Raw genomic sequence first — 12,711 nt, forward strand, 5'->3', positions numbered from 1 at the left:
AATGCGCCACAGCCTCTTCCCTTGTCATGCCCTCTTCTGAAATCTTGCGTCGACCCAATCGACCCACGGCCCGGCCGGCGCCACCCCTTGCCCCGGGCCCTCGGAGGATGCCGTGACCACCCCCCGCATATCCCAGCGCCGTCTCAGACGGTCGCTGCTGTCCGTGGCCGCCGCCGGCGCGGCCCTCGCACTCGCCACGCCCGCCGGCGCGGCCGACGCGGGCACCGGCCTTCCGCCGGGCCCGGCCTCCGCCCGTGCCGCCACGGCCGCCCAGACCGCTGCCGGTTGGGCCGCCGGAACCCGCTCCTACCTCGTCATCACCGCTCCGGGCGACACGTCGTCCGCCCGCACCGCCGTCGCGGCGAACGGCGGTTCGGTCTTCGCCTCCTACGACGCGATCGGCGTCGTGGTCGCGCACTCCTCCTCGGCCGGTTTCGCCGCCGCGATGCGCTCGGTCACGGGTGTGCAGAAGGTGGGCGCGACCCGCACGTCGGACGTCCCCGCGGACGCCTACTCCCCCACCGTGCCGGGAGCTCCCGCGCAGTCGTCGACCACGCTCACCGAGACCGCGCGGTGGGACATGACGAGGATCAACGCCGACAAGGCCTGGGCCGTCAGCACCGGCTCGCCGTCCGTCACGGTCGGTGTCCTCGACACCGGAGTGGACGACCGGCACCAGGACATCGCGCCCAACTTCGACGCGGCGGACTCCGTCTCCTGTGCCTACGGCAAGGCCGACACCCGAGCCGGTGCCTGGCGGGACGTCGGCACCCACGGTACGCACGTGGCGGGCACCGTCGCCGCCGCGAAGAACGGCAAGGGAGTGGTCGGCGTCGCCCCGGGCGTGAAGATCGCCTCGGTGCGCATCGCGGAGCCGAGTACCAGCATGTTCTTCGCCGAGAACACCATCTGCGGCTTCATGTGGGCCGGTGACCACGGTTTCGACGTCACCAACAACAGCTACTACACGGACCCGTGGATGTTCAACTGCCCCGACGACCCGGATCAGGCAGCGATCATCGAAGGGGTGCGCCGGGCTCAGGAGTACGCGGAGGGCAAGGGTTCGCTCCAGGTCGCGGCGGCGGGAAACTCCAACTACGACTTGGCGAACAAGCGCACCGACGACTCGAGCCCGAACGACTCCACCCCCGTCAACCGCACCATCACCAACGCCTGTGTCGACATCCCGACGGAACTGCCGGGTGTCGTGACCGTCGCGGCGATGGGCAACGGGAACATCAAGGCGTCCTACTCCAACTTCGGCCGGGACGTCATCGACGTCGCGGCGCCGGGCGGCGACGGATCCTACGGCGTCTACTCCACCCTTCCCGGCGGCAAGTACGGGAACATGAACGGCACTTCGATGGCCTCGCCGCACGTGGCCGGTGTCGCCGCACTGCTGAAGAGCGCGGATCCGGCCGCCACCCCCGCCGACCTCCGCGCCCGGCTGGGAACCCAGGCCACGGACACGGCGTGCCCGTCCGACAGCCGTTGCACCGGCACCACGGCGAAGAACGCCTTCTTCGGAGAGGGCCAGGTCGACGCGTTGAAGGCCGTCGGCGGCGCCACCCCGCCGTCGGGCCGGTACTTCGAGAACACCGCCGACGTCGCCGTCGCCGACAACGCCACCGTGGAGTCTCCGATCACGGTCACGGGCGTGGCGGGCAACGCCCCGGCCGCGCTGAAGGTGGGGGTGGACGTCAAGCACACCTACCGCGGGGACCTGGTCCTGTCCCTCGTCGCCCCCGACGGCTCGGTCTACCCCCTGGAGGACTTCGCCGACAGCGACAGCGCGGACGACGTGGTGAAGACCTACACGGTCGACGCCTCTTCGGAGACTGCCTCCGGTACGTGGAAGCTGCGTGTCCGGGACATCGCGACCCAGGACACAGGGCGGATCGACGCCTGGAACCTCACCTTCTAGCGAGCGGGTTCCTCCAAGGGCGTGTGCTCCTCGCGGCGCGGCGGTGACGCCGCAGCGCCGCGAGGAGCGGGCCCGTCGCTCCCGGCCGCGGTCGGGGTCGGGGTCGGGGGAATGTGACTGAACGGCAACAGGAATCACTGGTGGGCAACTTTCCCGCCACCTCGATCATCTGTGTACGCGACATCGTCAGAACGCAGGTAAGAGGGCCCAACGATGAACGCGGTACCGGTCGACGAGACTTCCGCCCAAGAGCCGGAGCGCGAGAAGGCCCGGGACGACGGGCAAGAGGCGCGGGCGGAGACGTCCGACGCCGTCGGCGAAGACACCGGTGCCGGCGCCGGCACCGGTGAAGAGGCGGGTGCCGCGCCCGCGGTCGAGCCTGACAACGGCGCCGAGCCGGGATCCGCTGAGGCCGGACCGGAGTCGGAACCGCAGCAGGAACCAGCGCGTGAAACGGAGTCCGTCACCGCTCCCCGAGCAGACGCGCCTCCGGAGCCGGAGCCCGAGTCAGGGCCGGAGCAGGACCCGGAAGCGGAAGCGGTACCTGCTGCCGGACGCGAGGTCGCGGTCGTGGCGGACGTCGACGGGAGTTCCGCCGATGCACCGGACGAGGACGAGGTGGCTCCCTCGTCGAAGCCGGAGCCGGAGCGGGAGCAAGAGAAGAAGAAGGAACACACGCCGGCCCCGAAGCAGGAGCAGGAACCAGGTCCCACGCCGGAACCGAAGTCGGGACCCGAGCCGGATCCCGAACCTGAGCCGGACCCCGAACCCGCACCGGGCCCCGGACCCAAGCCCGACCCCGAACCCGAGCCGGACCCCAAACCCGCACCGAACCCCGGACCCAAGCCCGACCCCAAACCCGAGCCGGACCCCAAACCCGCACCGAACCCCGGACCCAAGCCCGACCCCGAACCTCAGCAAGACCACCCCGAACCCGCCCCCCACCCCATATCCGACCCGCAGAAGACCCTCACCCTGCGCCTGTCGGAACCCCCTCTCGCCCCCGCCCCGGAAGAAGACACCACCGCCCCGGAGCCGACGCGGGAAACTCCGCTGCCCCCGGTCGATCTGCTCGCGCGGCTCACCAACACTCCCCCGCCGACCGAGACCCCGGCCCGGACCCTGGTACGGCGCCTCAAGATCTGGACCCCGGTGTTCCTGTTGCTGGCCGTGGTGTTCACCGGCGTACAGGCGCTGCGGCCGCTGCCGGAACAGACGTTGGACGGCACGAAGACCTCGTACGTGCTGCCGGGCCGCTTCGAGATTCCGTGGCCGGACCACGGGCAGGGAGCGGTGCGCGTCCCCGGTAGCGGCCAGGTCGCCGTGTTCGGTCGGCAGAAGCCGGCACCGACGGCCAGTGTCGCGAAGATCATGACGGCGTACGTCATCCTCAAGGAGCACCCTCTGAAGAAGGGCGAGGAGGGGCCGCGGATCACGGTGGACGCCAAGGCCGTGGAAGAGGGGAAGGCCAAGCACGAATCGCGGATCGAGGGCCTGAAGGCAGGGGCCTCGTTCAGTCAGCAGGACATGCTGAAGATGCTGATGATCCCCTCGGGCAACAACGCGGCCCGGCTGCTGGCCCGGTGGGACGGCGGCGGCACCTCCACGGCGCCCTTCGTGGCGAAGATGAACGCCGCGGCGAAGGACCTCGGGATGCACGACACCACCTACACCGACCCCAGCGGGCTGGACGCCAGGACGGTGAGCACGGCCGTGGACCAGCTGAAGCTGGCGGAGGCGGTCATGAAGTTCGACGTGTTCCGGGCGATCGTCGCCATGCCGAACGCCACCATCGAGGGGCTGGACGAGCCGCTGTACAACAACAACGACAGCCTGCTGCTCGCCGGGTTGAGCATCAAGGGCATCAAGACCGGTTCCAGCACGCCGGCGGGTGGCACGCTGGTGTGGGCCGCGTACAAGACGGTCGGCTCGCGTACGCCGCTCATCCTCGGTTCGATGATGGGCCAGCGGGTCGACGGGCCCGACCCCAACGCCACCAGGAGCCTCGCGTTGGTGAAGTCCAACAGCGAGAAGGTCGTCGCAGCCGTCCGCGCGGGGCTCCAGGTGCAGAAAGTCGTGTCCGAGGGACAGGTCGTCGGGCACGTGTACGACGGGTTCGGCCGCCGCACGCCCGTCGTGGCCGCCGAGGACCTGCACGTGGTCGGCGTACCCGGTCAGAAGCTGGACGCCGTCCTGAGGCACGACGGCGAGGCGCTTCCCCGTTCCGCCGCGGCCGGGACCGTGGTCGGCACACTGACGGTGGGCAGCGGGCCGCAGGCCCCGTCGGTCCCGGTGAGCCTCCGCGGCCGGCTCGCGGAGCCCACGTTCACCGACCGGCTCACCCGACTGGGCTGACCGGAGCCTCGTACCGCCGCCCGGCGGCGTCATGTCCGCCGGTGTTCCCCGCCCACTGGTCCCGGCCCCGTGCCCTCACCACGTCACGGGCAGTTCCAGCGGGAAGCGGCGGATGGTCTCGGTGTCCCAGCGCACGTCCTGCGCGGGCACCGCCAGACGCAGGTCGGGAAGGCGGGTGAACAGGACCTCGATCGCGGTCTTGAGTTCGGCGACGGCGAGCGTGCTGGCGACGCAGTGATGGCCGCCCCAGCCGAACGTCATGTGGGGACGGGACGGACGGTCGGCGTCGAGGGTGTCAGGGTCCTCGAACACCGCCGGGTCACGGTTGGCCGCGAGGTAGGAGACGTGGACGTAGTCCCCGGCACGGATCAGCACTCCTTCGAGTTTCACGTCCTCCAGGGCGACGCGCGGAATGCCGACGCCCTTGCGGAAGGGGATGTGCCGCAGGAGTTCGTCCAGGAGCCGGGGCAGTCGTTCGGGACTGCGCCGCAGCAGGGCGAGGAGGTCGGGGCGGGTGAGCAGGGTGTAGGCGATGTTGCTGATCTCGCAGGTGGCCGTGTCGTTGCCGCTGAGGATGAGCGTCAGTGCCAGGACGGCCAGTTCGTCGTCGGTCAGGGGGTCCTCCCCCTGGTCGCAGGCCGCCATGGTGTTGATGAGGTCGCTGCCCCCGTCCTTGCGGCGTTCGGCGACCAAGGTGGAGAAGTACGCGCGCAGGTGCCGCTTGGCCTCGGCCGCCGCCTGGCGGGCGTCGGGGGCCGTGGCGAGCATCTGCTGGGTGAGGCGCAGCATGAGGGGCCGGTCCGCCACGGGTACGTCCATCAGGGCGCAGATGGTGTGGTTGGGCAGCGGTACGGACAGGCCGCGGGCCAGGTCGGCGGGCGGCCCGTGCTCGGCCATCTCGTCCACCAGCCGGTGGGCCACCTCCTCGATGGCCGGTGTCATGCGCTTCACGCCGCTCTGGGTGAAGGCCCGGGCGGCGGCATGACGCAGCCGGGTGCCGCGCGGCGGGTCCATGACGTTGAGCGACTCCGGGGAGATGATCGGCTCGGGAGTCATCCGGGGGTAGTCACGGCCGACGATGGCGGCCCTGCTGAATCTCGGGTCGGTCGTCACCTGGCGTACGCCGTCGAAGGTGGTGACCAGCCACGCCTCGGCTTCGCCGTAGGGCAGTCGGATGCGGCTGACCGGGCCGTCGGCCATGAGCTGTGCGAGGGACGGGTCGAAGGCGAGGTGCTCGCTGAAGTCGAAGGGGCAGGCGGTGGCATGAGCCATGTGTACTCCCGAGCTCGTGCGGCGATGCGGCCATGTGGGCGGAACCGGTGGGCGCGGGCCTCGGCCGCCCGGCCCGTGGGGGACATTTCGCATAGTGCGGCAGAGCGCCGCTCCGTGCATCCAGTGCAGGGGCAGACGGCAGAAAGCGGGAAGACGTGTCCGATCCCACCCTTCGAACCCCACAGCGGCCGGCCGTGGACGTGCTGGTCGTAGGCGGCGGCCCCACCGGCCTCACCCTGGCCTGCGACCTGGCCAGGCGCGGCGTGCGCACCCATGTCATCGAGGCGGCCGAGGAACTCCCCGCCGGTTCACGCGGCAAGAGCCTTCAGGCGCGCACGCTGGAGACGTTCGACGACCTGGGTGTCACCGAGGCGCTGAAGGCCTCCGGCTCTCCTTTCCCGCCGATGCAGACCTGGCGCGACGGTGAGCGCCAGGGCGAGTGGTGGCTGATCGAGCCGGACCCCGAGGCGCCGGTGTCGCAGCAGCCGCAGCAGTGGCTGATCCCCCAGTGGCGCACGCAGGAGATCCTGCGCGATCGGCTGCTGGAACTGGGCGGAACCCTGGAGTGCGGTGCGCGGCTGGTGTCCCTCTCGCAGACGGACGCGTGTGTGACGGCCGAGGTGGCGCGGTCCGACGGCGGCCGTCGGGTGCTGACGGTGCCTTACCTGGTGGGCGCGGACGGCAGTCACAGCACGGTACGTGAGGCTTTGGGCATCGCCATGAAGGGCGAGGACCGCGGACTGCGCTCGGCGGTGGTGGCGGACGTACGTGTCGAAGGGCTGGACCGCGACCACTGGCACATCTGGCCCGACGACCCGCCGGGTGAACTGCTGCTGTGCCCCCTGCCCGGCACCGCCGACTTCCAGCTCAACGCCAAGATCACGGGCGATGATTTCACGGCGACGCCCGAGACCGTGCGCGGCCTGCTCGCCGACCGGACCCATCTGCCCTCGGACGCCGTCACGCAGGTGCGGTGGAGCTCGTTCTACCGGCCGCGCACGGCAATGGCAGAACGCTTCCGTGAGGGGCGCGTCCTCCTCGTCGGGGACGCCGCTCATGTGCACCCGCCCGGCGGCGGCCAGGGACTGAACATCGGCGTGCAGGACGCCTACAACCTCGGCTGGAAACTCGGCCAGGTCATCGGCCACCGCGCCCCGGACGCGCTGCTGGACAGCTACGAGGCCGAGCGCCGGCCCGCCGCGTCGGGTGTCCTGGACCTCAGCACCCGGCTGTACCGGGCCGGCCGCAAGCCCGAGGACGGCGACCAGGCACGCTACCGGGGCCGGGTCTGCCACCTGCTGACGGTGCATTACCGCGACAGCGAGCTCTCGGCCGACGCCCGCGCGCACCGATCGCCGGCCGGTGTCCGGGCCGGTGACCGCGTGCCCGACCTCCCGTGTGTCACCACCCACGGGGCGCGCGGCCATCTCTTCGACCTGCTGAGAGGCCCGCACTTCACCCTGCTCGCGGTGAACGGCGCGCCGCCCCGCGTCCCGTCGGGCGTCCGCGTCCACCAGGTGACCTCCGGGCCGCTCGCCGAGGAGTTGGGCACCGGGCTGTTCCTGATCCGCCCCGACCAGCACATCGGCCTGGCCACGGACAACCCCCGGGATCTCGGCCCCTATCTGGCGCGCATGGGGCTGCGGAGCGCCGGCACGTAGAAGATCACAACACGGCCACACCGGGCGCGGGCCACCTTCGCGGGGCGCATGATGCCCCTTCGGGCAGAGGCACCCTGGGGGAATCATGCGCACTCGTACGACGCTCACCGCAGCCTTCGCGCTGCTGCTGGCCGCACTCACCGCCTGCGCGGGCACCGAGGCCGAGGCGGATCCGCAGGCCTGCAAGAAGGCCGTCTACGAGCAGTACCGGGACACGGTCGCCGCCGGCGATGACACCCCCCGGACGCAGAAGCCCTCGGAGTGCGCGGGCATCGACGACAGGACGTTGAAGCGCCTCGCGGGTGAGGCGATCAAGGAGTACCTGGCGAGCGAGGACGCCGAGAAGGCCCTCGACGACGCCATGCGGGACGCCATCGACGACGCCCCGTTCGAAGAAGTCCTGCCGACGCCCGGGCCGTCTTCGTGAAGGGCCCGCTTCAGCACAGCACTCGCAGGGCGCCGGGCAGCACCCTGGCCGTGACCGGGAGGGTGGCCTCGATCTCGCCGTCCGCGCCGTAGGGGAGGTCCCGGTCCGCCTCGATGCGCAGCTCACGGCCGCGTATCACCCGCACCTGGGGGCGGTGGACGTGGGCGCCCGTGTCGAGTTCCCTCATCAGCGTGAAGAACAGGCGGCGTGGCGCGTCACTGATCATCACGACGTCGAGGAGACCGTCGTCCAGCCGGGCTTCGGGGGCGATGCGGCGCGCGGAGCCGTAGTAGCTGGAGTTGGCGGCCACCACGGTGTAGCCGGTGCAGGCGTGCTCCTGGCCGTCGACGGTGATCCGGTAGCGGACGGGGCGCCAGGTGCTGATCGCGCGCAGGGCGCCCGCGTAGTAGGAGGCCGAACCGCGCAGCACGCGGGAGCGGTTGGCGTGGAGGTTGGCCAGGGCGTCCACGCCCGCGTAGACGCTGCCGAGCACGACGGTGCCGGCGTGGACGGACGAGGTGACTTCGATGGTGTCCACGGCACGCGGGGTGCCGTGCAGCAGGACCCGGGCCACGCCGTCGGGGTCGCCCGGCAGGCCGAGGGCCCGGGCGAAGTCGTTGCCGCGTCCGGCCGGGACCATGCCGAACAGTGCGCCCGTGCCGCTGAGGGCCCCGCCGATGCTGCCGGTGATGCCGTCGCCGCCGACGGCGAGCACCACCCGGCCGCGCTCCCCGGCGTGCCGGGCGAGTTCGCGGGCGTGGGCGAGGCTGCGGCTGTACTCGGTCTCCAGCTCGGCACCCGCCTCCCGGAGCAGGCGGGCCACCTTGTGCAGCGCCGCAGCGCTGGTGGCTCCGCCCGCGGTGGGGTTGACGACGGCGGTGAACTGTCGCATCGATGTGCCTCCGGGCTGGCGGGTGGTGCCGGGCTGTCGTCTGGTCAGGGGGTGTTGCGCGCGTGTGGGGAGCGGCGCTGTGGGTCAGTCGGCCGGCAGCAGGACGCCGGGGTTCAGCAGGCCGTCCGGGTCCAGGCGTCGTTTGACGGCCTGGAGCGCCGCCACGCCGAGGTCGGTGGCCTCCCGTACGTACCAGTCGCGGTGGTCGGTGCCGACCGCGTGGTGGTGGGTGATCGTGCCGCCCGCCGCGAGGATCGCCTCGTTCGCGGCGTGCTTGGCGCGCGTCCAGTGCGCCACCGGGTCCTCGCCCTGTGCCGAGACGACGGTGAAGTACAGCGAGGCGCCGTTCTCGTAGACGTGCGAGATGTGGCACATGACCAGGGGCGGGGTGCCGTTCTCGGTGAGCGTGGTGGTCAGCGCGTCGCGGACGGCCGCGTACAGGCCCGGCAGCTTCGACCAGTAGGCGGCGGTCTCCAGCGTCTCGGCGAACGCGCCCGCTTCGAGGAGCGAGTCGCGCAGGTACGGAGCCGAGTAGCGGCCGTGGGCCCAGCGCTGTCCTGGCTCGTCGCCCGCGAACTCGCCCCCGCAGTCGGTGAGGACGGCCGCTGCCGCCGTCCGTCGATGTGCGGTGTCCTCCTCGGTTCCTTCGAAGCCGACCACGGCGAGACATCCGGCACTGTGCTGCTGCTCGGCGGCCGAGCCGATGGCGTCGGGCTGGGCCAGGCCGATGAGTGTCTCCGTCTCGTCGGAGAGCCTGAGGACGGTGGGGCGGGGGCCGTCCTGGGCGAGCCGGCGCAGGGCGGCGGCGCCCTGGTCGAAGGAGGCGAAGCGCCAGCCCTCGTAGCGGCGCGTCCGGGGAACGGGCCTGATGCGGACGGTCACGGAGGTGATGACGCCGAAGGCGCCTTCCGAGCCCAGCAGCAGCTGCCGCAGGTCGGGTCCTGCGGCGGAGCGGGGTGCGCGGCCGGTGTCGAGGGTGCCCTCGGGCGTGGCGAGGGTCAGGCCGAGGACCATCTCGTCGAAGCGGCCGTAGCCGGCGGAGGCCTGCCCGCTGGAGCGGGTCGCGGCGAAACCGCCGATGGTGCCCCACTCGTAGGACTGGGGGAAGTGGCCGAGGGTGAAGCCGTGTTCGGCAAGGAGCGTCTCGGCCTCGGGTGCGCGTAGACCGGGCTGGAGGGTGGCGGTCCGGGAGATGGGGTCGATGTCGAGCAGGCGGTTCATCTGCCGCAGGTCGAGGGCGACGAAGGGTGCGCGGCCGGTGGGTGCGAGTCCTCCGACGACGGAGGTGCCGCCGCCGAACGGGACGAGGGCGAGGCGGTGTCCGGCGCAGACACCGAGCACGGCGAGCACCTCGTCGTGGCTGCGTGGAAGGACGACGGCCGCGGGGGCGTCGGTGGTGTCGGCGGCGCGGATGCGCAGCAGGTCCGGGGTGGACTTGCCCCGGGTGTGCCGGATGCGGCTCTCGGTGTCCGTGCGGACGCCCTCCGCCCGGTCGCCGAGTGCGGCGCGCAGGGCGTGAAGGGCGGTGTCCCCGAGGGCGGGCGCGGAGATCGTGATCTCCTCCAGCCGGGCGGATGCCGTGGGCTGCGGCTTGACGCCGAGCCAGTCGCGCAGCAGCCCTGTGACGGTGTCGGGCAGCGGCGTCGCCCTGGCCGGGTCGCCCCAGCCGTTCCACAGCATGTCCATGCCTGTCGTCCTCGCCGGTCGTCGGGGTTGCCGCTGGAGCGGCTCTGGCCGTTACACTGTTACACATGACGCCTAATCGTCACAACGCCTCGGCCCAGCAGAAGTCCTCCGACAGCGATGTGGTGCTCGACGCCGTCCGCGACTGCGTCCTCGCGGTCGGGGTGCGCCGGACGACCATGACCGACGTCGCCCGCCGCGCGGGCGTCTCCCGCATGACGCTCTACCGGCGCTGGCCCGACGTCCGCTCCCTCGTCGGTGACCTGATGACGCGCGAATGGATCGCGGTCGCCATGGGAGCCATGCCGGAGAGCCGGCCGGAACCGGGCACACGTCCCCCGCTGATCGACGGCCTGGTCGCGGGCGTGACGGCCTTCCGCGCCCACCCGCTCTTCCAGAAGATCGTCGACGTGGACCCCGAACTGCTCCTGCCCTACGTGCTGGACCGGCGCGGCGCCAGCCAGGAAGCCCTCCTGGAGCTGCTCGCCGGGGCACTGCGTGAGGGGCACGCGGACGGTTCGGTGCGCGAGGCCCCCGCCGAACGCCAGGCGCGGACGGTGCTGCTGATCCTTCAGTCCTTCGCCCTGTCCCTGCGCACCATGACCGACGAGGACGACGAAGAGCTCACCACCGCGGCGTTTCTCGCCGAACTGCGCACCGTCCTGGAGAGGACCCTCACCCCATGAGCCAGACCACCGTCCCGGCCGACGGGGCCGCCCTGTCCGCTGCCCGGCGCATCAGTGAGCTGTCCGAAGCGACCGACGGCCGCGTGGTGGACGTGCTGGTCGTCGGCCTCGGCGCGACCGGTGCGGGGGCGGCCCTCGACGCCGCCGCACGCGGCCTCGACGTCGTCGCCGTCGACGCCCACGACCTGGCCTTCGGCACTTCGCGCTGGAGTTCCAAGCTGATCCACGGCGGGCTGCGCTACCTGGCCTCGGCGCAGTTCGACGTCGCCCATGAGAGTGCCGTCGAACGCGGTGTGCTGATGGAGCGGACGGCTCCCCACCTGGTGCGCCCCCAGCCGTTCGTCCTCCCCTTGACCGGACTGGTCTCGCGCGGGCAGGCCGCGCTGGCCTGGGCCGGTTTCCGGGCCGGCGACGCCCTTCGGCTCTCGGCCCGCACGGCCCGCGCCACCCTGCCGGGCCCGCGCCGGCTCTCCCCCGTCGAGACCCGGCACCTGGCCCCCGCGCTGCGCCCTCAGGGACTGCGCGGCGGCCTGCTGTCCTGGGACGGACGGCTCACCGACGACGCCCGTCTCGTCACCGCCCTCGCCCGCACCGCCGCCGCGCACGGCGCCCGCGTCCTGACCCGGACGCGCGCCCTGGAACTCGCGGGGTCCGGCGCCCGCGTACGCGACGAACTCACCGGCGAGGAAGGCGAGATCCGGGCCCGGGCGGTGATCAACGCGTCCGGGGTGTGGGCCGGAGACCTCGTGGACGGCATCCGCATCCGGCCCTCCCGCGGCACCCACCTCGTCCTGCGCTCGGAGCACATCGGCCCGCTCCCCGCCGGCCTGCACATCCCCATCCCCGGCGAGACCAACCGCTTCGTCCTCGTCCTGCCCCAGGACGACGGCCGTGTCTACGTCGGGCTCACCGACGAGCCCCTCGACGGGCCCGTCCCCGACGTGCCCGACGTCCCGGAGACCGACATCGGCTTCCTGCTGGACGTCCTCGGCTCCGTCCTCGACGTGCCCGTCCACCGAGGGGACGTGGTCGGCGCGTTCGCCGGGCTGCGCCCCCTGCTGGACACCACTGCGGGGGCGCAGCCCGGCGCGGCCTCGCGCACGGCCGACATCTCACGCCGGCACGCGGTACTGACCTCACCGGAGGGCGTGGTCAGCGTGGTCGGCGGCAAGCTGACCACGTACCGCCGGATGGCCGAGGACGCCGTGGACGCCGCGGTCGGCGCCCGCGGACTGGCCGTCGGCCCCTCCCCCACGGCCAGGCTCCCGCTGGTGGGCGCCGCGGCCCCCCGGACCCTGGCCGGGCTGCGGGCGCCCCGCCGCCTCGTCCAGCGCTACGGCACCGAGGCACCGGCGGTGCACGCCCTGGCCGTCCGGGACCCACGACTGGGCGAGCCCGTCGTCCCGGGCCACCCCGTCACCGGCGCCGAAGTGCTCTGGGCCCTGCGGCACGAGGGCGCCCTGGACGAGGCGGACCTGCTCGACCGGCGCACACGCATCGGACTGGTCCCGGCGGACCGGGCCGAGGCGCTGGAGGTTGTACGCGGGCTGGTCGGGGAGACGCTCGGCGCGCGGGGCTGAGGTCGTCGGGGCGGGGCTGGTGATCGGCTGCGGAGCTGAAGCCGTCGGCCCGGGGCGGTGATCGGCTGCGACGCCGACGCCACCGGGCCCGAGGCGGTGATCGGCTGCGAGTGAAGCCGTCGGGCGGCCTGGGCCTGTGATCGGCCACGAGCCGGAGCCGATGGACCACCGGAGGAGCCGTCGGGCGGCCCGGGCACCATCGGCCACGAGCTGGAGCCGCCTGACGGCCCG

The 12,711-nt window shown here is 72.5% G+C and carries 9 protein-coding genes; 6 read left to right on the forward strand and 3 right to left on the reverse strand.

All coding sequences use genetic code 11. The features are described 5' to 3' along the window. The first annotated feature begins 157 nt into the window (after positions 1-157). Together AB0I06_RS16690 and AB0I06_RS16695 are read left to right on the forward strand one after the other, a co-directional pair. Entirely contained in the window at positions 158-1,924 is a 1,767-nt protein-coding gene (locus AB0I06_RS16690) for a S8 family serine peptidase (protein ID WP_363119741.1), read from the forward strand. Positions 1,925-2,137: 213 nt separating this feature from the next. After that, positions 2,138-4,279 (forward strand): serine hydrolase, encoded by a 2,142-nt coding sequence (locus AB0I06_RS16695; RefSeq protein WP_363119529.1) that lies wholly within the window; start codon positions 2,138-2,140, stop codon positions 4,277-4,279. Between the two features lie 75 nt (positions 4,280-4,354). Here the strand turns inward: AB0I06_RS16695 and AB0I06_RS16700 are convergent, their stop codons facing one another. After that, complete coding sequence (locus AB0I06_RS16700; protein WP_363119530.1) at positions 4,355-5,551, reverse strand: cytochrome P450; 1,197 nt, start codon at positions 5,549-5,551, stop codon at positions 4,355-4,357. Positions 5,552-5,706: 155 nt separating this feature from the next. Between AB0I06_RS16700 and AB0I06_RS16705 the strand changes: the two genes are divergently transcribed. Together AB0I06_RS16705 and AB0I06_RS16710 are read left to right on the forward strand one after the other, a co-directional pair. After that, on the forward strand, positions 5,707-7,212 hold the full coding sequence (locus AB0I06_RS16705) for an FAD-dependent oxidoreductase (protein ID WP_363119531.1): 1,506 nt from the start codon (positions 5,707-5,709) through the stop codon (positions 7,210-7,212). Between the two features lie 85 nt (positions 7,213-7,297). After that, the gene (locus AB0I06_RS16710; RefSeq protein WP_363119532.1) at positions 7,298-7,639 is read left to right on the forward strand and encodes a hypothetical protein; all 342 of its coding nucleotides are present in this window, start codon (positions 7,298-7,300) and stop codon (positions 7,637-7,639) included. 10 nt (positions 7,640-7,649) lie between these two features. Here the strand turns inward: AB0I06_RS16710 and AB0I06_RS16715 are convergent, their stop codons facing one another. Together AB0I06_RS16715 and AB0I06_RS16720 are read right to left on the reverse strand one after the other, a co-directional pair. Next, entirely contained in the window at positions 7,650-8,531 is an 882-nt protein-coding gene (locus AB0I06_RS16715) for a YegS/Rv2252/BmrU family lipid kinase (protein ID WP_363119533.1), read from the reverse strand. An 84-nt stretch (positions 8,532-8,615) separates the two neighbouring features. Continuing rightward, positions 8,616-10,217 carry an FAD-binding oxidoreductase gene (locus AB0I06_RS16720; RefSeq protein ID WP_363119534.1) on the reverse strand — a complete coding sequence of 534 codons (1,602 nt, stop codon included), beginning with the start codon at positions 10,215-10,217 and terminating at the stop codon, positions 8,616-8,618. A 65-nt stretch (positions 10,218-10,282) separates the two neighbouring features. Between AB0I06_RS16720 and AB0I06_RS16725 the strand changes: the two genes are divergently transcribed. Together AB0I06_RS16725 and AB0I06_RS16730 are read left to right on the forward strand one after the other, a co-directional pair. Then, entirely contained in the window at positions 10,283-10,900 is a 618-nt protein-coding gene (locus AB0I06_RS16725; protein WP_363119535.1) for a helix-turn-helix domain-containing protein, read from the forward strand. Then, on the forward strand, positions 10,897-12,480 hold the full coding sequence (locus AB0I06_RS16730) for a glycerol-3-phosphate dehydrogenase/oxidase (RefSeq protein WP_363119536.1): 1,584 nt from the start codon (positions 10,897-10,899) through the stop codon (positions 12,478-12,480). Before AB0I06_RS16725 ends, AB0I06_RS16730 begins: the two co-directional genes overlap by 4 nt. The last annotated feature ends 231 nt before the right edge of the window (positions 12,481-12,711 follow it).

This window comes from Streptomyces sp. NPDC050674, from assembly GCF_040654575.1.
Taxonomy (GTDB): domain Bacteria; phylum Actinomycetota; class Actinomycetes; order Streptomycetales; family Streptomycetaceae; genus Streptomyces.

Bases quoted from the DNA above. Each gene is read 5' to 3' on its own strand.
- AB0I06_RS16700 (WP_363119530.1), bottom strand. From the start codon at position 5,551: ATGGCTCATGCCACCGCCTGCCCCTTCGACTTCAGCGAGCACCTCGCC.
- AB0I06_RS16730 (WP_363119536.1), top strand. From the start codon at position 10,897: ATGAGCCAGACCACCGTCCCGGCCGACGGGGCCGCCCTGTCCGCTGCC.
- AB0I06_RS16695 (WP_363119529.1), top strand. From the start codon at position 2,138: ATGAACGCGGTACCGGTCGACGAGACTTCCGCCCAAGAGCCGGAGCGC.
- AB0I06_RS16720 (WP_363119534.1), bottom strand. From the start codon at position 10,217: ATGGACATGCTGTGGAACGGCTGGGGCGACCCGGCCAGGGCGACGCCG.
- AB0I06_RS16710 (WP_363119532.1), top strand. From the start codon at position 7,298: ATGCGCACTCGTACGACGCTCACCGCAGCCTTCGCGCTGCTGCTGGCC.
- AB0I06_RS16715 (WP_363119533.1), bottom strand. From the start codon at position 8,531: ATGCGACAGTTCACCGCCGTCGTCAACCCCACCGCGGGCGGAGCCACC.
- AB0I06_RS16725 (WP_363119535.1), top strand. From the start codon at position 10,283: ATGACGCCTAATCGTCACAACGCCTCGGCCCAGCAGAAGTCCTCCGAC.